21 protein-coding genes are annotated in these 23,615 nt (G+C 72.4%); 12 read left to right on the top strand and 9 right to left on the bottom strand.

Annotated features, from left to right (window positions below; translation table 11 throughout):
* Positions 1 to 498 carry a bacterioferritin gene (gene bfr, locus J4709_RS35355; RefSeq protein ID WP_151544618.1) on the bottom strand — a complete coding sequence of 166 codons (498 nt, stop codon included), beginning with the start codon at positions 496 to 498 and terminating at the stop codon, positions 1 to 3.
* 85 nt (positions 499 to 583) lie between these two features.
* Positions 584 to 895, bottom strand: coding sequence for a (2Fe-2S)-binding protein (locus J4709_RS35350; protein ID WP_208247527.1), 312 nt, complete (start codon positions 893 to 895; stop codon positions 584 to 586).
* Between the two features lie 190 nt (positions 896 to 1,085).
* On the opposite strand from J4709_RS35350, the gene glgX reads away from it, so the two are divergent.
* The 5 genes from glgX to J4709_RS35330 all read left to right on the top strand — a co-directional run bounded on the left by glgX (position 1,086) and on the right by J4709_RS35330 (position 9,491).
* Positions 1,086 to 3,245 carry a glycogen debranching protein GlgX gene (glgX, locus tag J4709_RS35345; protein ID WP_208247525.1) on the top strand — a complete coding sequence of 720 codons (2,160 nt, stop codon included), beginning with the start codon at positions 1,086 to 1,088 and terminating at the stop codon, positions 3,243 to 3,245.
* Positions 3,238 to 5,472, top strand: coding sequence for a malto-oligosyltrehalose synthase (treY, locus tag J4709_RS53905; protein WP_307801823.1), 2,235 nt, complete (start codon positions 3,238 to 3,240; stop codon positions 5,470 to 5,472). Before glgX ends, treY begins: the two co-directional genes overlap by 8 nt.
* Positions 5,469 to 7,262 carry a malto-oligosyltrehalose trehalohydrolase gene (gene treZ / locus J4709_RS35340; protein ID WP_307801822.1) on the top strand — a complete coding sequence of 598 codons (1,794 nt, stop codon included), beginning with the start codon at positions 5,469 to 5,471 and terminating at the stop codon, positions 7,260 to 7,262. Before treY ends, treZ begins: the two co-directional genes overlap by 4 nt.
* Before the next feature lie 177 nt (positions 7,263 to 7,439).
* Entirely contained in the window at positions 7,440 to 8,111 is a 672-nt protein-coding gene (locus J4709_RS35335) for a response regulator transcription factor (protein ID WP_019629095.1), read from the top strand.
* Positions 8,112 to 8,213: 102 nt separating this feature from the next.
* Complete coding sequence (locus tag J4709_RS35330) at positions 8,214 to 9,491, top strand: ATP-binding protein (RefSeq protein WP_208247521.1); 1,278 nt, start codon at positions 8,214 to 8,216, stop codon at positions 9,489 to 9,491.
* A gap of 50 nt (positions 9,492 to 9,541) precedes the next feature.
* Here J4709_RS35330 and J4709_RS35325 read toward each other — a convergent pair whose 3' ends face one another.
* Complete coding sequence (locus tag J4709_RS35325; RefSeq protein ID WP_208247519.1) at positions 9,542 to 10,144, bottom strand: GtrA family protein; 603 nt, start codon at positions 10,142 to 10,144, stop codon at positions 9,542 to 9,544.
* 223 nt (positions 10,145 to 10,367) lie between these two features.
* Here J4709_RS35325 and J4709_RS35320 point away from each other — a divergent pair, with 223 nt between their 5' ends.
* Both J4709_RS35320 and purE read left to right on the top strand, forming a co-directional pair.
* The gene (locus J4709_RS35320; RefSeq protein WP_208247517.1) at positions 10,368 to 11,579 is read left to right on the top strand and encodes a 5-(carboxyamino)imidazole ribonucleotide synthase; all 1,212 of its coding nucleotides are present in this window, start codon (positions 10,368 to 10,370) and stop codon (positions 11,577 to 11,579) included.
* Positions 11,580 to 11,629: 50 nt separating this feature from the next.
* On the top strand, positions 11,630 to 12,124 hold the full coding sequence (gene purE, locus J4709_RS35315) for a 5-(carboxyamino)imidazole ribonucleotide mutase (RefSeq protein WP_208247515.1): 495 nt from the start codon (positions 11,630 to 11,632) through the stop codon (positions 12,122 to 12,124).
* Positions 12,125 to 12,149: 25 nt separating this feature from the next.
* Here purE and J4709_RS35310 read toward each other — a convergent pair whose 3' ends face one another.
* Positions 12,150 to 12,569, bottom strand: a complete 420-nt coding sequence (locus J4709_RS35310; protein WP_208247513.1) for a CoA-binding protein — start codon at positions 12,567 to 12,569, stop codon at positions 12,150 to 12,152.
* A gap of 39 nt (positions 12,570 to 12,608) precedes the next feature.
* Positions 12,609 to 13,943, bottom strand: a complete 1,335-nt coding sequence (locus tag J4709_RS35305) for a UDP-glucose dehydrogenase family protein (protein ID WP_208247511.1) — start codon at positions 13,941 to 13,943, stop codon at positions 12,609 to 12,611.
* Between the two features lie 116 nt (positions 13,944 to 14,059).
* On the opposite strand from J4709_RS35305, the gene J4709_RS35300 reads away from it, so the two are divergent.
* Positions 14,060 to 15,229, top strand: a complete 1,170-nt coding sequence (locus tag J4709_RS35300) for an acyl-CoA dehydrogenase family protein (protein ID WP_208247509.1) — start codon at positions 14,060 to 14,062, stop codon at positions 15,227 to 15,229.
* 34 nt (positions 15,230 to 15,263) lie between these two features.
* Positions 15,264 to 15,809 carry a hypothetical protein gene (locus J4709_RS35295; protein ID WP_208247507.1) on the top strand — a complete coding sequence of 182 codons (546 nt, stop codon included), beginning with the start codon at positions 15,264 to 15,266 and terminating at the stop codon, positions 15,807 to 15,809.
* Positions 15,810 to 15,823: 14 nt separating this feature from the next.
* Here the strand turns inward: J4709_RS35295 and J4709_RS35290 are convergent, their stop codons facing one another.
* Positions 15,824 to 16,762, bottom strand: coding sequence for a sigma-70 family RNA polymerase sigma factor (locus J4709_RS35290; RefSeq protein WP_208247505.1), 939 nt, complete (start codon positions 16,760 to 16,762; stop codon positions 15,824 to 15,826).
* A gap of 65 nt (positions 16,763 to 16,827) precedes the next feature.
* On the opposite strand from J4709_RS35290, the gene J4709_RS35285 reads away from it, so the two are divergent.
* A complete protein-coding gene (locus tag J4709_RS35285; protein WP_232384556.1) occupies positions 16,828 to 17,532 on the top strand; it encodes an RNA-guided endonuclease InsQ/TnpB family protein in 705 nt (234 codons plus the stop codon).
* A 128-nt stretch (positions 17,533 to 17,660) separates the two neighbouring features.
* Positions 17,661 to 19,061, top strand: coding sequence for a DHA2 family efflux MFS transporter permease subunit (locus tag J4709_RS35280; RefSeq protein ID WP_208247503.1), 1,401 nt, complete (start codon positions 17,661 to 17,663; stop codon positions 19,059 to 19,061).
* Between the two features lie 68 nt (positions 19,062 to 19,129).
* Here the strand turns inward: J4709_RS35280 and J4709_RS35275 are convergent, their stop codons facing one another.
* The 3 genes from J4709_RS35275 to J4709_RS35265 form a co-directional block, all read right to left on the bottom strand.
* A complete protein-coding gene (locus J4709_RS35275) occupies positions 19,130 to 19,600 on the bottom strand; it encodes a hypothetical protein (protein ID WP_208247500.1) in 471 nt (156 codons plus the stop codon).
* A gap of 102 nt (positions 19,601 to 19,702) precedes the next feature.
* Entirely contained in the window at positions 19,703 to 20,506 is an 804-nt protein-coding gene (locus J4709_RS35270; protein WP_208247498.1) for a thioesterase family protein, read from the bottom strand.
* 42 nt (positions 20,507 to 20,548) lie between these two features.
* On the bottom strand, positions 20,549 to 22,216 hold the full coding sequence (locus J4709_RS35265) for an LCP family protein (RefSeq protein WP_208247496.1): 1,668 nt from the start codon (positions 22,214 to 22,216) through the stop codon (positions 20,549 to 20,551).
* A gap of 255 nt (positions 22,217 to 22,471) precedes the next feature.
* On the opposite strand from J4709_RS35265, the gene J4709_RS35260 reads away from it, so the two are divergent.
* Positions 22,472 to 23,539 carry a glycosyltransferase family 2 protein gene (locus J4709_RS35260; RefSeq protein WP_208247494.1) on the top strand — a complete coding sequence of 356 codons (1,068 nt, stop codon included), beginning with the start codon at positions 22,472 to 22,474 and terminating at the stop codon, positions 23,537 to 23,539.
* Positions 23,540 to 23,615: the final 76 nt, after the last annotated feature.

Below are 23,615 nucleotides of genomic sequence, written 5' to 3'. Positions count from 1 at the left end.
TCACACCGGCTTGCTGATCTCCTCGCCGGGCGCGTCGGTGAGGCGCTGCAGGTAGTTCTGCTCGCCGAGGGCCTGGACGAGGCTGAGCTCGGTCTCCAGGTAGTCGATGTGGTACTCCTCGTCGGCGAGGATCTCCTCGAAGATCCGCGCGGAGGTGACGTCGCCGCGCGAGCGCATCAGCTCGATGCCGGGGCGCAGCCGGGCGACGGCCTCCATCTCGATCTCGAGGTCGGCCTTGAGCTGCTCGACGATGGTCTGGCCGATCCGCAGGGTGCCGAGCTTCTGGTAGTTCGGCAGGCCCTCGAGGAACAGGATGCGGTCGGTGAGCCGTTCGGCGTGCCGCATCTCGTCGATCGACTCGTCGCGGGTGTGCTTGGCGATGCGGGTGAAGCCCCAGTTCTCCTGCATCTTGGAGTGCAGGAAGTACTGGTTGATCGCCGTCAGTTCCGCGGTGAGCTGGTCGTTCAGCAGCGCGATGATGTCCTTGTCGCCTTCCATGCGCCTCATGCTCGCACAGGGGGCGGCACTGATCCCCGCAGCGGCGCGCGCCCGCGGCGCGGCGGGCCGGGCGGTCGGCGGCGGGTCAGGCGGCGGTGCGCGGTGCCGCTCCGGTCTCGGTCGCGGGGGCCGGCGGGACGATCTCGTCCGCGGCGGCGCCGACCGGGGTCTCGTCGGGGACGGCGGCGAGGGGCAGCGGGCCGCCGGTGAGGGCGTCGGCGAGCTCGCTGGCGGTGCGGTACTCGCTGACCATGGCGTGCAGCCGCTTGGTGCACGAGCCGCAGCCCGGCTTGAAGCCGCAGGCCGCCTTGACCTCCTTGGCGGTGCCGCAGCCGCCGCCGGACAGGCAGCCGTGAACGTCGTCCTCCGTGATCGCGTTGCAGATGCAGACGTACATCCGGTGGGGGACCTTCCATGCGACTACCCGGTTACCGACGCGCCTGACCTGGGCCTTTAGGGGACCCTCATTAAGGTAAGGCTCCCCTAAGGTAACCCACGGGTGTCCGTTCTGGCCAGTGACCTCCCGATCGGTGTGATTCACCCCTCACGGGGAAGGGCTTCGGGCGGTACGACGGGAGGGCGGGACAGTGGCACAGGTATGGCCGGGCGATGCATACCCCCTCGGAGCCCGGTTCGACGGCGCGGGCACGAACTTCGCCGTCTTCTCCGAGGCGGCCGAACGAGTGGAGCTGTGCCTGTTCGACGGGCCGGCGGGCGACGGCGAGGAGACGCGCCTCGCGCTGCCGGAGGTCGACGCGTTCGTCTGGCACGGGTACCTGCCCGGGGTGATGCCGGGACGGAGGTACGGGTTCCGGGTGCACGGCCCGTACGATCCGCGGCGCGGCCACCGGTGCAACCCGGCGAAGCTGCTGCTCGACCCGTACGCGCAGGCGATCGAGGGACGCATCGACTGGGACGAGTCGTGCTTCGGCTACCGGTTCGGCGACCCGTGGTCGCGCAACGACGGGGACTCGGCCGGGCACACGATGCGCTCGGTGGTGGTCAGCCCGTACTTCGACTGGGGCGACGACCGGCCGCCGCGGATCCCGTACCACGAGACGGTGATCTACGAGGCGCACGTCAAGGGCCTCACCGCCCGGCATCCGGAGATCCCGCCGGATCTGCGCGGCACCTACGCCGCCCTCGCCCACCCGGTGATCATCGACCATCTGAAGTCGATCGGCGTCACGGCGGTCGAGCTGATGCCGGTGCACCAGTTCGTCCACGACGACGTGCTGATCCAGCGGGGGCTGCGCAACTACTGGGGCTACAACACCATCGGCTTCTTCGCGCCGCACGGCGAGTACTCCTCGTCGGGGGAGCGCGGCGAGCAGGTGCTGGAGTTCAAGGCGATGGTGAAGGCGCTGCACGAGGCGGGCATCGAGGTGATCCTCGACGTGGTCTACAACCACACCGCCGAGGGCAACCACCTCGGGCCGACGCTGTCGTTCCGGGGCATCGACAACGCCTCGTACTACCGGCTGGCGGACGGCGACCAGCGCTACTACATGGACACCACGGGCACCGGGAACAGCCTGCTGATGCGCAGCCCGCACGTCCTGCAGCTGATCATGGACTCGCTGCGGTACTGGGTCACGGAGATGCACGTGGACGGGTTCCGGTTCGACCTGGCCGCGACGCTGGCCCGCGAGCTGCACGAGGTGGACCGGCTGTCGGCGTTCTTCGACCTCGTCCAGCAGGACCCGGTGGTCTCGCAGGTCAAGCTGATCGCCGAGCCGTGGGACGTGGGGGAGGGCGGCTACCAGGTCGGCAACTTCCCGCCGCTGTGGACGGAGTGGAACGGCCAGTACCGCGACACGACGCGCGACTACTGGCGCGGGCAGCCGGGCGCGCTGCCCGACTTCGCGTCCCGGCTGACCGGGTCGTCGGACCTGTACGCCGACGACGGCCGCCGCCCGATCGCGTCGATCAACTTCATGACCTGCCATGACGGGTTCACGCTGCACGACCTCGTCTCCTACGACGGCAAGCACAACGACGCCAACGGGGAGGGGAACCGGGACGGCAGCGACGACAACCGGTCGTGGAACTGCGGCCACGAGGGCCCGACCGACGACCTCGAGATCATCGCGCTGCGGGAGCGGCAGAAGCGCAACTTCCTGACCACGCTGTTCCTGTCGCAGGGCGTCCCGATGCTGCTGCACGGCGACGAGCTCGGCCGCACCCAGCAGGGCAACAACAACGCCTACTGCCAGGACACCGAGATCTCCTGGATCGACTGGACGGGCCTGCGCGACGAGACGTTCTTCGACGAGCGGGGGCCGCTGCTCGACTTCGTCCGGCGGCTGTCGAAGCTGCGGACCGACCATCCGGTGTTCCGGCGCCGCCGGTTCTTCGTCGGCGGCCCGTCCGGCGACCGGAGCGGCCGCGGCGGCGCCGACGAGCTGCCGGACCTGGTGTGGTTCACCCCGGGCGGCGAGGAGATGGCGGGCAAGGACTGGTCCGCGGGGTTCAACAAGTCGCTGAACGTGTTCCTGAACGGGGAGGCGATCGGCGAGCCGGACCGGCGCGGCCGGCAGGTGCGGGACGACTCGTTCCTGCTGCTGATCAGCGCGCACGACGGGGAGCTGGCGTTCGCGCTGCCGCCCGCCGCGTACGGGCAGATGTGGATCAAGGTGCTGGACACCGCGGACCCGCTGCTCGCCGAGGAGGAGTCGCCGGTCGTCAAGGCCGGGGACACCGTGCGGGTCGGCGCCCGCTCCATCCAGGTGCTGCGCCGTGTCTGACGACTCCCCCCGGCCCCCCGCCCCGTCCGGCACCTACCGGCTCCAGCTCCGCGGAACGCCCGACGGCCGTTTCGGGTTCGCCGAGGCCGCCGCGCTCGCCCCGTACCTGTCGGCGCTGGGCGTGTCGCACGTGTACCTGTCGCCGATCCTGCAGGCCGCGCCGGGCTCCACGCACGGCTACGACGTCGTCGACCACTCCCGGCTGTCGGACGAGCTGGGCGGCGGAGAGGCGTTCGGCGCGATGGCGGAGCGGTTCCGCGCGCACGGGCTGCGGCTGCTGGTCGACCTCGTCCCGAACCACATGGCCGTGCCGGTGCCGCCCGACCTGAACCTGCCGCTCAACGCCGTCCTGGCGGAGGGGGCGTCGTCGCCCTACGCGAAGTGGTTCGACGTGGACTGGGACGCGGGCGGCGGGCGGCTCGTCCTGCCCGGCCAGGGCGAGCCGAACTACCGCCGGTTCTTCGACATCTCCGGGCTGATCGGGCTGCGGCAGGAGGAGCCGGAGGTCTTCGAGCGGACGCACGCGCTGCTGCTCGGCCTGGTGGAGCAGGGGCTCGTGGACGGCCTGCGCGTCGACCACCCGGACGGCCTCGCGGACCCGCGCGGCTACCTGCGCCGCCTCGCGGACGCCGCGCCCGGCCGCCTGCTGCTCGTCGAGAAGATCACCGAGGGGGCGGAGCGGCTGCCCGCGGATTGGCCATGCGCGGGCACGACCGGCTACGACTCGCTCGGGATGATCGGCGGCCTGTTCGTCGACCCGGGCGGCGAGGAGCCGCTCACCGCCCTCTACGCGACGCTGACGGGCGGTCCCACGCGCTTCGAGGAGGTCGAGCACGACGCGCGCCTGTACGCCGCCACGCACGGCATGAAGCCGGAGATGGACCGGCTGATGCGCGTCCTAGGCCGTGTCGTGGGCGAGCGTGATTCCGACCTGGAACGGGCGTTGGAGGCGCTGCTCGTGGCGATGCCCGTGTACCGCGCCTATGTCGTCCCGGGCGAGGACGCGCCGCCGCAGGCCGTGGACGTCCTCAACGAGGCCGCGCAGAGAGCGCGCGGGCACATCCCCGAGAACCTGTATCCGGCACTGGACACCGTGGTGGACATGGCACTCGGACGGGGCGAGAACCCCGATCCCGAGTTCATCGTGCGGTTCCAGCAGACGGCCGCACCACTGGCCGCCAAGGGCGTCGAGGACACCGCCTTCTACCGCTGGAACCGGATGGCCGCCCTCAACGAGGTGGGCGGCGCACCCGGCCGCTTCGCCGTGAGCCCGGTCGACTTCCACACGCACTGCATCCGGCTCGCGCGGGACTGGCCGTCCACCATGACGACGCTGTCCACGCACGACACCAAACGCCAAGAGGACGTGCGCGCGCGCCTGGCCGTCCTGTCGGAGCTGTCAGGCGAGTGGGCCGACGCGGTGCACCGCTGGCGCTCCTGGTGGGGCCCCGCCGAGTCGCCCATGGAACCCGACCTGGAGTACCTGCTCTGGCAGACGCTCGTCGGCGCATGGCCGATCATCCCCGACCGCCTGCAGCAGTTCCTCGTCAAGGCGATGCGCGAGGCCAAGACCCGGACGTCTTGGGCCGAGCAGGACACCGCCTACGAGAACGCCGCCCTCGGCTATGCGAGGCGCGTCCTGGAGGACCCCGACCTCGTCACCGACATGACCGCGTTCGTGGCGCGGCTCGAACCGTACGCGCGCGTCAACGGGCTGGGGCAGAAGCTCGTCCAGCTCGCGATGCCGGGCGTCCCGGACGTCTACCAGGGCTGCGAGCTGACCGGCCTGGCGCTCGTCGACCCCGACAACCGGCGGCCCGTCGACTACGGGCGGCGCCGCGAGCGGCTGCACCGGCTCGACACCGGCCGCGCGCCGAAGGACGTCGACGACGAGAAGCTGCTGGTCACCTCGCGGACGCTGCGGCTGCGCCGCGCGCACCCGCACTGGTTCGGGCCGCGGGCCGGGCACCAGCCGGTCGCCGCGGCGGGCCACGCGGCCGACCACGTCGTCGCGTTCCGGCGCGGCAGCGCGGTCGCGCTCGCCACCCGGCTGCCGGTCGGGCTGGAGCGCCGGGGCGGCTGGTCCGGGACCGAGGTCGACGTCGGCCGGCAGGGCTGGCGGGACGTCCTCACCGGCGCCACGCACTGGGGCCCGCGCCTGGACGTCGCCGAGGTGTTCGCGCATCTGCCCGTCGCGCTGCTCGTCCCCCGGGAGATCGACAGGTGAATCAGCGGTTCCAGGTCTGGGCCCCCGCGGCCCGGCGCGTCGACGTCGTCGTCGCCGGAGAACGGCACCCCATGGCGGAGGCCGACGGGCGGGCCGGCTGGTGGACGGCCGACGTGCCCGGCGCCGGGCACGGGACCGACTACGGCTTCGCGCTGGACGGCGCCGCCGACCCGCTGCCCGACCCGCGCTCCCCATGGCAGCCGGGCGGCGTGCACGCCCCCAGCCGCGTCTACGAGCACGACCGGTTCACGTGGACGGACGGGCGATGGCATGGACGCCCGCTGCCCGGAAGCGTCCTGTACGAGATGCACGTCGGCACGTTCACCCCCGAAGGGACGTTCGACGCCGCGATCGAACGCCTCGACCATCTCGTCGCGCTCGGAATCGACGCCGTCGAACTCCTGCCCGTCGCGTCCTTTCCGGGCCACCACGGATGGGGATACGACGGCGCGCTCCTATGGGCACCCCACGAGCCCTATGGCGGCCCGGACGGGCTGAAGCGTTTCGTGGACGCCGCCCATGCGCGCGGTCTAGCCGTCGTCCTTGACGTCGTCTACAACCATCTCGGGCCCGACGGCAATCATCTCGGCGATTACGGCCCCTACTTCACCAGCGCCCACAGCACGCCGTGGGGCGACGCGGTCAACTACGACCAGGAAGGCTCCGACGAGGTTCGTGCCTTCGCCATTGAGAACGCGTTGATGTGGCTGCGCGACTACCACTTCGACGGGCTGCGCCTGGACGCCGTCCACGCCATCACCGACCACAGCGCCGTTCACGTCCTGGAAGCGATGGCGCAGGCCGTGTCGGCCCTGTCCGCGCACTTGGGACGGCATCTGTTCCTCATAGCGGAATCCGACCTGAACGATCCGCGCCTGGTCACGTCCAGGGAGGCGGGCGGATACGGGCTCGACGCGCAGTGGAGCGACGACTTCCACCACTGCCTGCACGCCGCGCTGACCGGTGAACGGCAGGGCTATTACTGCGACTTCGGTTCTTTGGAAACCCTCAAGAAAGCACTGACGAGGGTGTTCGTCCACGACGGGACGATGTCGACCTACCGGGGGCACAGGCACGGCCGTCCCGTGGACGTGGAAAAGCTGCCCGCACACCGGTTCCTCGGTTTCCTGCAGAACCACGACCAGGTCGGTAACAGGGGTGCAGGGGACCGTATGGGCGCCGTCCTGGCCGGGGCCGGGCTCTCCCCAGGGCTGCTCAAGGTCGGCGCGGCGCTGCTCGTCCTGGCGCCGTTCACGCCGATGCTCTTCATGGGCGAGGAATGGGGCGCGTCCACCCCCTGGTGCTACTTCACCGACCACCAGGACCCGGGCCTCGCGCGGGCGGTGAGCGAGGGGCGGCGCAGGGAGTTCTCGCGGCACGGCTGGACGGGCGAGGTCCCCGATCCACAGGCTGTGGAAACCTTCCGGCGGTCCGTCCTCGACTGGGACGAGCCCGCCGCGGACCCGCACGCCGACCTGCTCGACTGGCACCGGTCCCTGATCGCGCTGCGCCGCGCCCGGCCCGAGTTGAACGACCCGCGCCTGACCAGAGCGGCCATCGAGATCGGCGACGGCGCCGACGGCACCGGCCGGTGGCTGGTCATGAAGCGCGGCGGGGTGCGGGTGGCGGCGAACCTCGGCGACGGGACCGTCCGGCTCCCGCTGCCGCCGGACGCGGCGCGCCCGCTGCTCGCGTCAGACCCGGCAATCCGGATGGAAACCGGCGTCAACGGCGATTCCAAAACGCCGGCCCTGGTCCTCCCCGGCGCGTCGGCCGCCGTCCTCGGATGACCGTCCGCGGCACCGCGCCGACCGCCGCGGCGGCCAGGGGCCCGAGACGGGATGTCCGCCTAGCTCCCGGTACCACCCGGAAGATGCGTGTTCGAGGATGTACTATGAGTGGCAAACCGCAGGTCAAGAGCGCGGCGGCACCCGGGAAACGTTCAAGAATGGTCATACGATCGGTTCATGACCTCAGTACTGCTCGCCGAGGACGACACGTCCATCTCCGAGCCTCTCGCCCGCGCGCTGCGTCGCGAGGGGTACACCGTCGAAGTCAGCCCGGACGGTCCGCAGGCGCTCGAGCGGGCGCTCGGCGGCGGCGTTGATCTCATCGTCCTCGACCTCGGCCTGCCCGAGCTGGACGGCCTCGAGGTGGCCCGCCGGGTCCGTGCCGAGGGGCATGGAGTGCCCATCCTGATCCTGACCGCCCGGGCCGACGAGGTCGACACCGTCGTCGGGCTCGACGCGGGCGCCGACGACTACGTCACCAAGCCGTTCCGGCTGGCCGAACTGCTGGCCCGGGTCCGGGCGCTGCTGCGCCGCGGCAGCACCGAGACCCCGATCGTCCAGGGGGTGCGGATCGACGCCGAGTCGCGCCGCGCCTGGATGGGCGACCAGGAACTGCAGCTCACCACCAAGGAGTTCGACCTGCTGCGCGTCCTCGTGCGGGACGCGGGCAAGGTCGTGACCCGCGAACAGATCATGCGCGAGGTGTGGGACACCAACTGGTGGGGTTCCACGAAGACCCTCGACATGCACATCTCCTGGCTGCGCCGCAAGCTCGGCGACGACGCCGGCAGCCCCCGCTACATCACCACGGTGCGGGGCGTCGGCTTCCGGTTCGAGCGCGGCGACTGACAGGCCCTCAACCGGCCGCCACGGCCGCGCGGTCAGCCCCCGGGCCTTCCCGAGAGGCCCGGGGCGCCCCGCCCGGGCGTGGCCCCACCATAAGGAGCCCAGATGAGGCGCCGACTCCTCCTGTCGACGCTCGCGGTGGCGGTGGTCGCGATCCTGTTGCTCGGCATACCCCTCGCCTACGCCGCCCACAAGCTCATCTACGAGGAGGCCGGGCAGTCCCTCGACCGGGAGGCCTCCGCCATCGCCGGCGGGGTCGCCTACACTCTCGAATCGCGCCAGCCCGTGACCGGTGCCGCGATCGCGCGGGAGTATCCCGGCCGGCACATCGCGGTCACCCTGCCCGGCGGCGCCGCCGTCGAGGCGGGCCCGCGGCCACGGCCCGGCGCGCGGCAGCTCACGGCGACCGCGTCCGGGCCGGGCGTGCGGGTCCGGCTGTCGCGCCCCGCCTCCCAGCTGAAGGACCAGGAGCTGCGGCTGCTGCTGTTCATCGGCAGCCTCGCGCTGCTCGGCGTCGCCGTCACCGTGGGCCTGGCGATGGTCCAGGCCCGCAAGCTGACGCTGCCGCTGCGCGACCTCGCCGAGACCGCCGACCGGCTCGGCACCGGCAACGCGCGGCCGCGCCGGCGCCGCTACGGCATCCCGGAGGTCGACCGGGTCGCCGAGGTGCTGGACCGCAGCGCGGTCCGCATCGCCGACCTGCTCGCGGCCAGCCGCGAGTTCGCCTCCGACGCCTCCCACCAGCTGCGCACCCCGCTGACCGCGCTGTCGATGCGGCTGGAGGAGATGATCGAGGCGGCCGACTACCCCGACGTCGTCCGGGAGGAGGGCGCCGCGGCCGTCGCGCAGACCGAGCGGCTCGTCGCCGTCGTCGAGCAGCTGCTCGCCCGCGCCCGGCACGACCGCACCGGCGGCGCCGTCGCCTCCCCGATCGACGAGATCATCCGCCAGCAGGTGGAGGAGTGGCGGCCGATCTTCCGGCGGGACGGCCGGGACGTGCGGATCGTCGGCGAGCAGGGCCTGGTCGGCATGACCAACCCCGAGGGGCTGTCGCAGATCGTCGCGACGCTGCTGGACAACTCGCTGATGCACGGCGCCGGGACCGTCACCATCCACACCAAGCCGGGCGCCAGCTCGGTGGTGGTGGAGGTCGGCGACGAGGGCGCCGGGATCCCGCCGGAGCTGGAGCCGCGGATCTTCGAGCGGAGCGTCAGCGGCGGCCGCGGCACCGGCCTCGGCCTCTACCTGGCCCGCTCGCTGGCCGTGGTGGACGGCGGGCGGCTGGAGCTGATCCAGTCCCGCCCGGCGGTGTTCGGGGTGTTCCTGCGCGAGGCCGCCGAGGCCCGGCTGGCCGGCGAGCGCGTCGTCCTCGGCCCCGCCTGATCAGGGGCGGGGTCCGGGGCGGGCGCGGAAGGCCGCCGGACCGTAGCGGGTCAGGAGAACTGGGCGTAGTCGCCGGCGGAGTCCTGGTCGAGCGGGTGCCCGAGCGGCCCGGACGCGGTGGCCCCGCCGTTCGCGGCAGGGCCGTTCGCGGCGCGCGCGCTGGTCGCGGCGTGCACGCCGGGGCCCTCGGGCAGCCCGGACGCCGGGTCGACGGGCGGGGCGCTCGCGGGCAGGAACACCCACTTCTTGTACGACCAGAACCGGAACAGCGTGGCGACGCCGGTGCCGATCACCAGCGAGATGTTGTAGGGGATCGCGCCCGACAGCCCCAGCACGTAGTGGGTGAACCCGATGAACATCTCGGTGATCACCAGGCCGACGCCGTTCAGCGCGAAGAACAGCACGTACTCGCGGCCGAGCCCGGTGCGGTCGCGGTGCCGGAACGTCCAGTAGCGGTTGGCGAGGTAGGCGAACGTCGTCGCGACGATGGTGGCGACGCCGTTGGAGGTGAGCGGGCCCATGCCGAGGCCGCTGTTCATCCCGTTGCCGATGGCCACCGTGATCACGAAGGCGATCGCGCCCACGCTGCCGAACTGGGCGAGCTCGCGCAGCAGGTGCGCGAAACGCCGGTGGAGAGTGGCGATCAGGTTCACGAAGGGAACCGTCCTTCCGGACCTCGGCTGGTGGGACCGCGGCCGTTGGCGCGGCGCTGCTGCGGGAGCACAACGAGGATAGACGCCCCCGGCCCCCGCGGCGTCGGAACATGAACGTTCTGCGTTTTCCTCGCGTTCCCTGCCCGGGGCCCAGAGGTCCACACCAGGTGAGACGTCCGGAACGGGTGAATTGTTCGGGCGCACCGGCCGATAGCCTTCTGACGTGAGCAATCCACCTCAGACACCCGTCGTGGGCATGGCGGGCGGCGGGCAGCTGGCCCGGATGACCCAGCAGGCCGCGATCGCCCTCGGCGTGCCGCTGCGGGTCCTCGCGGGCGCGCCGGACGACTCGGCGGCGAAGGTCGTCGCGGACGTCCGGGTCGGCGACGACCGCGCCCTCGCCGACCTGACGGCGTTCGCCAAGGGCTGCGACGTGGTGACGTTCGACCACGAGCACGTCCCCGGCGCGCACATCAGGGAGCTGGAGGAGTCCGGGACGCCGTGCCGGCCCGGCTCGGCCGCCCTGGCGCACGCCCAGGACAAGCTGGTCATGCGGGAGCGGCTGTCGGAGTTCGGCGCGCCCTGCCCCGCCTACGCGCCCCTGCCCTCGTCCGACCCGATGCCGGCGCTGGAGGCGTTCGGGCAGGAGCACGGCTGGCCGGTGGTGCTGAAGGCGACCCGCGGCGGCTACGACGGCAAGGGCGTCTGGATCGCTGACAACCTCGGCGTCGAGACCGTGGAGCTCGTCGGGCGGCTGGTCGCCGAGGGCGTCGGCCTGATGGTCGAACAGCACGTTCCGTTCCGCCGGGAGCTGGCCGCGCTCGTCGCGCGCTCCCCGTACGGGCAGGGCGCCGCGTACCCGGTCGTCGAGACCGTCCAGAAGGACGGGATCTGCGTCGAGGTGATCTCGCCGGCGCCGGGACTGTCCGGCGAACTGGCCGCCGAGGCGCAGAGCCTCGCCCTGCGGATCGCCGACGAGCTGGGCGTCGTGGGGCTGCTCGCGGTCGAGCTGTTCGAGACCGAGCCGCCGAAGACCGGCCGGCAGGGCAGCGGCCGCGGGCTGCTGGTGAACGAGCTGGCGATGCGCCCGCACAACTCCGGCCACTGGACGATCGAGGGCGCCCGCACGTCCCAGTTCGAGCAGCACCTGCGGGCCGTCCTGGACCTGCCGCTCGGCTCCACCGAGCCGACCGCCCGGTACACGGTGATGGCGAACGTCCTCGGCGGCGACGACCCGGACGTCTACTCGCGCTACATCCACGTGATGGCGCACGACCCGGGCGTCAAGGTGCACATGTACGGCAAGGAGTCCCGTCCCGGCCGCAAGATCGGGCACGTCACCGTGCTCGGTGACGACCTCCCGGACCTGCGGGAACGCGCCCAGCATGCGGCGGCCTACCTGCGCTGGGGCACGGCGATGAAGGAGCACGAATGAGCGAAGCGAACCGGGGGGCGTGGGGGGTCGCCCCTCCCCAGGAGGCACGAATGAGCGGCCCGCTGGTGGGCGTGGTGATGGGCAGCGACTCCGACTGGCCGGTCATGAAGGCCGCCGGCGAGGCGCTGGAGGAGTTCGGCGTCCCCTACGAGGCCGACGTCGTGTCCGCGCACCGGATGCCGCACGACATGATCGCCTACGGCGAGCAGGCCGCCGGGCGCGGGCTCCGCGCGATCATCGCGGGCGCCGGCGGCGCCGCGCACCTGCCCGGCATGCTCGCCTCGGTGACGCCGCTGCCGGTGATCGGCGTGCCCGTCCCGCTGAAGTACCTCGACGGCATGGACTCGCTGCTGTCGATCGTGCAGATGCCCGCCGGGGTCCCCGTCGCGACCGTCGCGGTCGGCGCCGCGCGCAACGCCGGGCTGCTGGCCGTCCGCATCCTCGCCGCGTCCGACGAGGCGCTCCAGGCGAAGATGAAGGACTTCCAGCAGTCCCTGTACGACCAGGCCAAGGCGAAGGGCGAACGGCTCCGAGAGAGCCTCTGAGCCTCGCCGCCGGGGGACCGGCCGGTCAGTGCCGGCGACTCCACTCGATGGCGGGGCAGCGGTCCATGACCACGTCGAGCCCGGCGTCCCTCGCGCGCCGGGCCGCCGCCTCGTCGACCACGTCGAGCGGCATCCACACGGCCTTCGCACCCGCCGCGATCGCCTCGTCCACGACCGCCCCCGCGTGCTCGGAGCGCCGGTAGACGCCCACGACGTCGATGTCCGCGGCGTCGGGCACGTCCGCGAGGGACGCGTACCCCTCCTCGCCCAGCACGCTGTTCCCGGACGGATGCACCGGGACGATCCGCTTGCCGCGCCGCTGCAGCAGCCGGGCCTGGTTGTGGACCTCCCGGGCCGGATTGTCGCTCAGGCCCACGAACGCCCACGTCCTGGACTCGCTGAGCAGGCGGCTGATCACGTCCGGGTCGGCGTAGACATCACCCATGCCCGGCATAACACCCGCGGGACCTCGATCGTTCCCGCCTCAGGGGCGGCCGAGGGCCCGGTAGTTCCAGCCGGCGGCCCGCCACTGCTCGGGCTCCAGCGCGTTGCGGCCGTCCACGATGTTGCGCTCCGCCACCACCGCGGACAGGTCCGCCGGATCCATCTCGCGGAACTCCTGCCACTCCGTCAGCAGCAGCACCACGTGCGCGTCCCGGACCGCGTCCAGCGCCGACGGGGCGAAGGCCAGCGACGGCTGGGCGCGCCGCGCGTTGTCCATCGCGCGCGGGTCGTAGACCGTCACCGCGCCGCCCTGCGCGCGGATCGACGCCGCCACGTCCAGCGCCGGCGAGTCGCGCACGTCGTCGGAGTTCGGCTTGAACGCCGCGCCCAGCACCCCGACCGTCCGGCCGGCGAACGAGCCGCCGAGCTGCCGCCGGGCGAGGTCCACCATCCGGATCCGGCGGCGGATGTTGATCTCGTCGACCTCGCGCAGGAACGTCAGCGCCTGGTCGGCGCCGAGCTCCCCGGCCCGCGCCATGAACGCGCGGATGTCCTTGGGCAGGCAGCCGCCGCCGAACCCGAGCCCCGGGCCGAGGAACCGGCCGCCGATCCGGTCGTCGTACGACAGCGCCTCCGACAGCTTCGCCACGTCCGCGTGCGCCGCCTCGCAGACCTCCGCCATCGCGTTGATGAACGAGATCTTGGTGGCCAGGAACGCGTTCGCCGACACCTTGACCAGCTCCGCGGTCGCGTAGTCCGCGGTGAGGAACGGCGTGCCGTCGGCGATCATCGTCCGGTAGATCTCGCGCAGCACCTTCTCGGCGTGCTCGGCGGCGCCCTGCTCGGCGGGCAGCCCGGCGACGATCCGGTCCGGGTGCAGGGTGTCGTCGACGGCGAACCCCTCGCGCAGGAACTCCGGATTCCACGCCAGCACGGCGTCGCCGCCCACCGGCGCGGACTTGGCGACCGTCTCGGCCAGCCGCGCGGCCGTCCCGACCGGGACCGTCGACTTGCCGACGATCAGGCAGGGCCGGTGCAGCAGCGGCGCGAGCGCGCCGGCCGCCGCGTCCACGTAGGTGAGGTCCGCGGCGTACTCGCCGGGTTTCTGCGGCGTCCCGACGCACAGGAAGTGGACGTCGCCGAACTCGGCGACCTCCTCGTAGGACGTGGTGAACCGCAGCCGGCCGCTCTCCAGGCCGCGCCGCAGCACCGGTTCCAGCCCCGGTTCGTAGAACGGCAGGTCGCCCGCCGCGAGCCGGGCGATCTTGTCCTCGTCCGCGTCCAGCCCGAGCACGTCGAAGCCGAGATCGGCCATGCAGGCCGCATGGGTGGCGCCGAGGTACCCGGTTCCGATGACCGTCAGCCGCTGGGTCAAGGCGGGCTCCTTCCGGTTCGCTGCCGCCGTCCGTCCGCCCTAGTGAACCTTCCCCGAAGTGCTGCCCGGTACCGGTGGCGGCCGAGCGGAGTCTACTGGCCGGTAGCATCAGGGGCATGAGCGATGACTTTCCCGCGTACGCGCCGTCGGAGGAGCAGGAGTTGCTGCGGGCGACGGTGCGTGAGCTGGCGGATGCCAAGATCGCGCCGTTCGCGGCGGAGGTGGACGAGGACGCTCGTTTCCCGCAGGAGGCGCTGGACGCGCTGGTCGCCAATGACCTGCACGCGGTGCACGTCCCCGAGGTGTATGGGGGCGCGGGTGCGGACGCGCTGGCGACGGTGGTGGTGATCGAGGAGGTCGCGCGGGCGTGCGCGTCGTCGTCGTTGATCCCGGCGGTGAACAAGCTGGGCACGGTCCCGGTGCTGCTGTCGGGCTCGGAGGAGCTGAAGAAGAAGTACCTGGGGCCGGTGGCGCGCGGGGAGGCGATGTTTTCCTACGCCCTGTCGGAGGCGGATGCGGGGTCGGATGCGGCGGGGATGAAGACCCGTGCGGTCCGTGACGGTGACGCCTGGGTGCTCAACGGCGCCAAGATGTGGATCACCAACGCGGGCGTGTCGGAGTACTACACGGTGATGGCCGTCACCGACCCCTCCGCCGGGGCGCGGGGGATCTCGGCTTTTGTGGTGGAGAAGTCCGATCCGGGGGTGTCGTTCGGGCCCAAGGAGCGCAAGCTGGGCATCAAGGGCTCCCCGACCCGCCAGGTCATCCTGGAGGATGTGCGGATCCCGGCCGATCGGATCATCGGTGCGGAGGGGACGGGGTTCAAGACGGCGCTGGCCACTTTGGACCACACCCGTATCACCATCGCCGCCCAGGCCCTGGGCATCGCGCAGGGCGCGCTGGACTTCGCGCTGGGGTATGTCAAGGAGCGCCGCCAGTTCGGCAAGCCGATCTCTGATTTCCAGGGTGTGCAGTTCATGCTGGCGGACATGGCGATGCGGCTGGAGGGCGCGCGGCAGCTGACCTATCACGCGGCGGTGAAGTCCGAGCGGGCGATGCACGGCGAGAAGATCGCGGATCTGACGTTCGTGTCGTCGGCGTGCAAGGCGCTGGCCTCGGATGTGGCGATGGACGTCACCACCGACGCCGTGCAGCTGCTGGGCGGGTATGGGTACACGCGGGAGTTCCCGGTGGAGCGGATGATGCGCGACGCCAAGATCACCCAGATCTACGAGGGCACCAACCAGATCCAGCGGATGGTCATCGCCCGCCAGCTCCTGAAGTAACCCGCGAACAGCCGGCGCGTGGGGAGGGGGCGCGGTGACGGGGAGAACGCGGCTCAGCGCGGGGCCCGGCCCGATCACATGGGCCGCCTACCTCCTGCTCGTGCTGCTCTGCCTTCCGGTTCTGGTCCTCGCGCTTCTGCTGCTGGTCGGAGTGCTGAGCGGTGGCGGTGGGGCGTCCTTGCTCGGGGTGGTGGTCGCCGGGGCGTTATGCGCTGTCGTGGTGCTGCTCGGCGTGCGCCTGTACCGGCGGGCCTGGTGGCTGGAGGGCACCGCGCTCGTCCAGCGCCGGGTCGGCCGGAACCGCCGGTGCGATCTGAGCACCGCGTGGGTCTCGGTCGAGTCGGTGTCGCCCGACCCGCTCGCGCTGACGTCGGCGCTGCCCCGCCTCGTCGCCTGGCATGACGGGGAGGAGCCGATCAGGCTCTGGCTGCGGGACCCGGACCGCAGGAGGGCGCTCCTCCCCGCCCACGAGCTCGCGGCCCTCGCGCAGGCGATCACCTACGGCCGCGAGGACGACCCCCGCTTCCACCCGATCGCCGGCGGCCTCCACACCCTCGCCACCGACCCGTTCGCGGTCTGACAGGGCACCGCCGGTCACAGGCGGCGGGGGAGGCCGAAGCGCTGGAACAGGGCGGGGTCGTGGAACGCGGTCACGGCGGCGACGGCCGTGCCGCGCAGCGTGACGACCTGGAGCGCGAACGCCTCGCCGTCCACGTACATCGCGAAGGCCGGCTGGCCGTTGGCGCCGACCGGCACCAGCCGGCTCCGCTTGCCGCGCAGCCTGGCCGCGAGCAGCCGGAGGACGCCGTCGCGGCCCGCGAACCACGAGGGGTTCGGCGGCATCTGCCAGACCGCGTCCTCGGTGAGCAGCCGGGCCAGCGCGGCGAGATCGGCGCGCTCGAAGGCGTCGGCGTACCGGTCGAGCAGGTCGCGGCGCTCCGGCTCGGCGGGCTCGGCGATCTCGTCGATCGCGGGGCCGAGCCGGTCCAGCCGGGCCCGGGCGCGGGCGAGGGTGCTGTGCACCGCGGTCGCGCTGACGCCGAGCGCGTCGCCGGTCTCCTCCGCCGACCAGGCCAGCACGTCCCGCAGGATGAGGACGGCCCGCTGCTGCGCGGGCAGGTGCTGCAGCGCCGCGACGAGGGCGAGGCGCAGCCCGGCCCGTCCGGCCACGATCGCGGCGGGGTCGGCCTGCTCGTCGGAGATCGGCTCCAGCCACGGGATCTCCGGGTCGCGCGGGCTCAGCGCGTCCGGGTCATCGATGGGCCCGCCCAGCCCGGACGGCAGCACCCGGCGGACGCCGCTCCGCAGCGCGTTGAGGCAGGCGTTCGTGGCGATCCGGTAGAGCCAGGTGCGCAGTGACGCGCGGCCCTCGAAACCGTCGTAGGCCCGCCAGGCCCGCAGGTACGTCTCCTGGACGAGGTCCTCGGCGTCCTGCACCGAGCCCAGCATCCGGTAGCAGTGCGTCAGCAGCTCCCGCCGGTACGGTCCGGTCAGCCGGACGAACTCGTCGTCCGGTCGCTCGATCACGGTCACCTGGTCCTCCAAAAATGCCCCGGCTTCCGGGCCGGGTCCGTTGATATTCGAAAGCTCTTACAGGTCTGGTCTGGAACAAGACGCTCGCCGAACGGCATCGCGCTTACCACGTTGAGAACAGGCGCATCTCTTACAAGGAGGCCGACGCCGCGCTGACGGCGTGGAAGAAGAACGACGACCTGGCGTTCCTCTCTGAGGTTTCCTCGGTGCCGCTGCAGCAGGCGCTGCGGCACCAGCACGCCGCGTTCGGCGGTTTCTTCGCCGGACGCGCCCGTTACCCCCGCTTCAGAACCCGGGGCTCCCGCCAGTCCGCGCACTACACCCGTTCGGCGTTCCGCATGCGCGACGGCGAGCTTCGGATGGTTAAGACCACCGCGCCCCTGGCGTTCGTGTGGTCCTTCGACGAGGTGGACCTGGCGGCACTGGACCCGACGATGGTGGTGATCTCGCGGGAGCCCCACGGCCGCTGGTACGTCGCCTTCGCCATCGACGCCGACGAGCCCGCCCCCTTGGAGACCGCCGGACACGAGGTCGGCGTCGATCTCGGGGTGAAGGACTTCGCGGTGACGTCCGAGGGAGGCCGCATCGCCAACCCGAAGCATCGCACCCGGCACGACCGGGACGTCAACGCGGCCAAGAACATCCTTGCGGCTGGTCGAGCCGTAGCCGGGGACATCCCCGGCGATGTCTGTGGAGCTGAAGTCAGACGGCAAGGGACCTCCCTTCCGCAATCGGCTGCGAAGCAGGAACACCCACGGCGCGAGCCGTAGGACTCCCTCCCTTCGGGGAGCGGAGGAAGTCAATCCGTGCTCCTCCCTTTCTTGTACAGACCCGCCGGCGCGCCGGATTCATCGGGTCTGGACCGGCGGATCTCGCCGGGGCGCGGGTCGGTATGGGCATGAACAGGACATGGGTGCTCGGGCTCGCCTCGGCGGGCTCGGTGATGGTGGCGCTGGACGCCACGGTGGTGACGACGGCGCTGAGCCGGATCCGGCTGGATCTCGGCACCTCGATGGCGCAGCTCGAATGGACGGTCAACGCCTACAGTCTGAGTTTCGCCGTGCTGCTGATGACCGGTGCCGTGCTGGGCGACCGGTTCGGGCGGCGGCGGGTCTTCACGGCGGGGCTGGCGCTGTTCACGGCGGCGTCCGCGGCGTGCGCGCTCGCCCCGGACGTGAACGGGCTGATCGCGGCGCGGGTGGTGCAGGGCGCAGGCGCGGCCCTGGTGATGCCGCTGGCGATGGCGCTGCTGAGCGCCGCGTACCCGCCGCCGGACCGGCCGAAGGCGCTCGGGCTGTTCGCCGGGCTGACCGGGCTCGCGGTGGTCGGCGGGCCGGTCGTCGGCGGGGCCGTCACGCAGGGGCTCGCCTGGGAGTGGATCTTCTGGCTGAACGTGCCGATCGGGCTGGCGATCATTCCGCTGGTGCTGCGCCGCGTCCCGGAGAGCCGCGGCGGCGGCGACGGCGTGGACGCCGGCGGGCTGCTGCTGGTGACGGGCGCCGCGCTCGGGCTGGTGTGGGGCCTGATCCGCTCGGACGCCGCCGGATGGGGCAGCGCCGAGGTCGCGGGCACGCTGGCCGGGGGCGCGGTCTGCGCCGTCGCGTTCGTGGCCTGGGAACGGGTCGCGGCGCGGCCGATGGTGCCGCTGGAGCTGTTCCGGCTGCGCGGTTTCGCGGCGGGCAACGCCGCCGGGGTGTTCATGTACGCCTCGCTCTACGGGGCGCTGTTCTTCGCGGCGCAGTACTTCCAGACCGGGCGCGGTGACCGGCCGCTCGCCGCGGGCCTGCACCTGCTCGCCTGGACGGCGGCGGTGACGGTCGTCGCGCCGGTGGCGGGCCGGGTGGTGAACCGGATCGGCGCCCGGCCGCCGGCGGCGCTGGGGCTGGCGCTGCAGGCGGCGGGGTTGGGCTGGCTCGCGCTCGCCGCCACGCCGTCCGTGCCGTACTGGGAGCTGGTCGCGCCGATGCTGATCGCGGGCGCCGGGGTGAGCATGGCGATGCCCGCCGCGCAGTCCGCCGTGCTCAACGCGGTCGCGCCGCAGCAGATCGGGAAGGCGTCCGGGGTGTTCAACACCGGGCGGCAGCTCGGCGGGGTGTTCGGCGTCGCGGTCCTGGCCCTGGCGTTCGGCCGGGCGGGCGGCTACACGGGACCGTCGGCCTTCACCGACGGTTTCGCCGCCGCGATCGGGGTCGGCGCGGCGCTGTCGCTGGCCGGCGCCGCCGCGGCTCTGGCGATCCCGGGCCGCGCTCCCGCCCCGGAGCCGGAGCCCGCCGACCCGGTCCTCACCGCCGGCCGCTGAGCCTCAGGCGCCGCGCACGGGACGGGCGGCCACGGTGCCGTACCGGTGGCCGCCCGTCCCGGAGCCCGTCAGTCGTGGCTGATCTGGACGATGATCTTGCCGTCCTTGCTCATCCGCGGGCGGAAGGTCAGCCCGTTGACCGTCGAGGACGAGCCGGAGCCGGCCCACGAGGCGTCCATCGAGGTGACCATCTTGCTGTCCCGGCCGTGCGCGGTGAAGATCACCTGCGGGCCGTCGCGCCGGACGTCGATGCCGTCCAGGCCGTACTTCGGGTCGAGCGGGATCTGCTCGCCGTCGGCGACCTCGACCTCGCAGGAGGCGTCGCGGCAGGCGTTGAGGTTCGTGCCGTCCTTCGCCGCGCTCTTCTTGCCCTTCGGCGCCGCCGACGGCGACGGCGAGGCCGGTGCGGCGGCCGCGCTCGCCGACGGGACGGGCTCGTCCGCGGCGGCGAGCCGGGCGCGGGTGTGCGCGGCGCAGCCGGACACGGCGAGCGCGGCGGCCGCGGTGGTGCTGATCAGGCCGAGAAACCTTGTCGACATCCTCTGGACTCCTGACGATGACTTCCCTGTGCACGCATAGCACTACCCAGAGTAGTCGATCAAGAATCTCCGAGCCTCCGGAAGGCGTGTCATCGACCCAGGTCAGGGCGTTGGCTGCTCGTCCACGATCAGGGTCTGCAGGACGCGTCCGAACTCTCCGTGACCGTCGGAGAGCGTCGCCTCGCACAGCGCGCTGCCGTGCGGGCTGACGCTCAGCGACGCGCCCATGCACAGCCACTCGCCCACCGGGTCGCGGTGCAGCGCGACGGTGAGGTCGGTGTTGATGATCATCCACTTGGCGAGGTCGAGCTGGCTGCCGACGCCGGACGCGCTGTCGGCCAGGGTGAGCGCCCGGACCAGCGGCGAGTCGGTCTCGCCGGCGACCAGCGGGACGCGGGCGCGGGCCCAGGTCGTCCCGGGTCCCGGCTCGAAGAACGAGCCGTCGACGAGCCGCCACTCCATCGCCGACAGGTAGCCGTCCGAGTGCATCTGCGAGGCGCTCGTGAACGGCCGGCCCGTCGCGGGGAGCGGGGGCGCGGCGGGCGCGTGCACGGTCTCGGGCACCTCGGCGGGCGCCGCCGCGATCCGCCAGGCGGTCGCCCGGACGACCGGCCGCCCCTCGTGGGTCATCTCGCCCTCGAGCAGCGCGATCCGCCGGCCCGGGCGGACGACCCGCGCGGTGACCTCCAGCTCCGCGACCGGGACGGGGGAGAGGATCTCGACCGTCACCCGCGCGACGCGGGTGCCGGGCACCGGGTCGGTGCGCTCGAACGCCCGGCCCATCAGGCCGGCGACGGGCCCGGCGTGCTGCAGCGACGGCGACCACGGGCCCGCCGTCGCCGTGGTGCTCGCGAACCGGCCGCCGCCGAGCGGCTCGTAGAACGCCTCGGGGAGGTCACCGTCCAACGCCCTGCTCCTTCCACTGTCCTAGAACGGCATTCTAGGACGTCAGTGGCAGAGCTTCTCCGTGGCGGTCCCCGAGTCCAGCGACGACCCCGACGCGGGCGACGCCGTCGGCGACGGCGAGGACACCTTCACCTTCTTCACCCCGTCCCAGTCGGCGCCCACCATCACCTGCACCCGCGACCCCAGCGACGAGACCTCCTTCAGCTTCGCGTTCGGGATCGCCGCGGCCAGGGTCTTCGCCGAGTCCTCACGGCCCGGGCCGTACTGGATCTGCGTGTGCTGCAGCCCGCGCCGCGCGACGCCCGGCACCACCGTGACGCGGAAGCCGTCCTTGGTCAGCTGCGAGCCCGCGTGCGTCGCCAGCCCCGGCGTCCCGATCGCGTTCAGCACGCGGACGCTGATCTCGTCCGGCGGCACCGTCGGGCCGTCCGACGGGGTCTTGGACGGCGACGCGCTCGGCTTCGGGGTCTTCTTCGTCTCGTTCAGCGGCTGGTCGTGCCGGATCCGGCCGAACAGGTCGTTCGCCTTCGCCTGGTCCCACTGGACGGTCGACTGCGGCGTCGGCGAGTTCCACAGCATCGCGTTGTAGCCCGGGTTGGACAGCGGCACGTTCGCGAAGGTCAGGCTGTCGGTCGACAGGTCCTTCATCTGGTCGGCGAGCTTCGGCAGGCCCTTGGCGAGTTCCGGGTCCACCCGCAGCGACTTCAGCGACGCGTTCAGGAACTTCGTCGACTTCACCGGGTCGCTCAGCGTCTTGGACGACAGCGCCTGCTTCATCATCGACGCCATGAACTGCTGCTGCCGGTCGATCCGGCCGAGGTCGGTGCCGCCGGTCAGGGTGTAGCGGGCCCGCGCGAACGCCAGCGCCTTCAGCCCGTCCACGTGCGACTTGCCCGCCGGCAGCTTCAGCCCGCTCTTCGGGTCGTTCACCGCCTGCTCGGTGCAGACGTCCACGCCGCCGAGCGCGTCCACCATGTTGACGAACCCGTAGAAGTTCACCTCGATGTAGTGGTCGATCGACACGCCGGTCGCCTGCTTGATCGTCGCCACCGTCAGGTCGGGCCCGCCGAACTGGTACGCCCAGGTCAGCTTGCCGGGACGGGCCGGGATCTGCTCCCCCTTCGCCCCCTCCGACCCGTTCGATCTGTGCGCCGGGATCGTCACGTACGAGTCGCGCGGCAGGCTCACGATCGACACCCGGTCGTGGTCCTTGGAGACGTGCACCAGCTCCATCGTGTCGGACCGCTCGCCCGGGTCGTGGCCGAGCTTGGCCGCCTTCTGCTGCGCCTTCGTCAGCCCCTCGCGCCGGTCGACCCCGGCGACCAGGATCGTCATCGCGCCCTTCGGGCCGTCCTTGCCCTTGCCGAGCCCGCCGACGTGCACCTTGTCGATCGCGCCCGTCACGTAGTTCTGGAACGCCCACGCGCCGCCCGAGGTCAGCAGCACGAACGCCGACATCGTCCCGGTCAGCGTCAGGAACCGCTTCTGCCGGCGGGCGCTCATCGCCGCCCGCGGGCTGATCCGGCGGCCCGGCCGGCGCGGCCCGCGCGGGCCGTCCACCTTCACCCGGGGCGCCGGCATCCCGTCGATGGTGACGCCCTCGATGTCGCCGTCGTCGCCCTCGCCGGCCGCCCCACCAGCGGGTCTCGGCCGGAAGTAGCGCTCCAGCGGATCGGGGTCGCCGCGTCCCGAGTCGTGCCCGTCCACCATGCCGGCGCCCGCCTCCCGAAGACCTCGTTCTCGCGTGGGTCCCCACCACTCTAAAGTGGGGAACACCCGTCCGTTCGCTACCTGGACCTCGTGTCCTTGCAGTAACGTGGCGCCGTCTTGACCACACCCCGGCGGCCCGCACGCAAACCTGGGTGGCGTGGGCTGCGTCAGACAAGCAAGCGAGAGAGAGGAAGGGGGGCCTCCCTCCGGCCGCGGCACCCCGTCGCCACGGCCGAGGTGCGCCCGCGAGCCCACATGAATCCATCTCCCCACGCCCAGCACACGGAACGGCACGGAACGCGACAGCGCGCCGGCGGCGAACGCACCTGGCCCGCGGTGTCGGTGGTCATGCCGGTCCTCAACGAGCAGCGCCATCTGGCCGACTCCGTCCGGCGCATCATGTCGCAGGACTATCCCGGCGAGATGGAGCTCGTGCTCGCCGTCGGGCCGTCCCGCGACCGCACCGAGGAGATCGCCCGCCGGCTCGCCGGCGAGGACTCCCGCGTCGTCGTGGTCGCCAACCCCACCGGGCGCACCCCGCAGGGCCTCAACATCGCGATCAAGGCGTCGCAGTACTCGATCATCGTCCGGGTGGACGGGCATTCGCTGCTGCCGCCCGACTACGTCCGCGCCGCGGTCGAGACGATGGAGGAGACCGGCGCCGACAACGTCGGCGGCATCATGGCCGCCGAGGGCGTCACCCCGTTCGAGCAGGCCGTCGCCCGCGCGATGACCTCGCGGATCGGCGTCGGCAACGCCCGCTTCCACACCGGCGGCGAGGCCGGCGAGGTCGAGACGGTCTACCTCGGCACGTTCCGGCGCAGCGCGCTGGAGCGGGTCGGGTACTACGACGAGACCTTCACCCGCGCGCAGGACTGGGAGATGAACCACCGCATCCGGCAGACCGGCGGGCGGATCTTCTTCACGCCGCGGATGCGCGTCACCTACCGGCCGCGGCCCAACCTGCGGGCCCTCGCCAAGCAGTACTTCCACACCGGGCGCTGGCGCCGCGTCGTCGGCCGCGAGCACCAGGGCACGCTCAACCTGCGCTACCTCGCGCCGCCCATCGCCGTGGTCGCGATGACCGCGGGCGTGGTCGCCGGGGCGTTCGGGTTCTGGCCCGGCTGGCTGCTGCCCGGCGGGTACGCGGCGGCGATGGTCGCCGGCGCCGCCGTGGAGGGCCGCGGGCTGGCGCCGTCCGCCTGGGTGCGGCTGCCGCTGGTGTTCGCGACCATGCACGTGACGTGGGGGGTCGGGTTCCTGACCAGCCCGCCGCGGCTCGGCCAGCCGACTCCGGCCAAACCCGGCGAACCGGTTATGTGACGGCGAAATTCGGCTAATCTCCCCTGAACCCTCGTGCGTTTCCGCACGTCTGAGGGTTAGGTTCGACGGGATCACG

This window comes from Actinomadura violacea (assembly GCF_017573465.1).
Lineage (GTDB): Bacteria > Actinomycetota > Actinomycetes > Streptosporangiales > Streptosporangiaceae > Spirillospora > Spirillospora violacea.
Note: the sequence above shows the minus strand (reverse complement) of the source record. Positions and strands in the feature narration are given on the sequence as shown.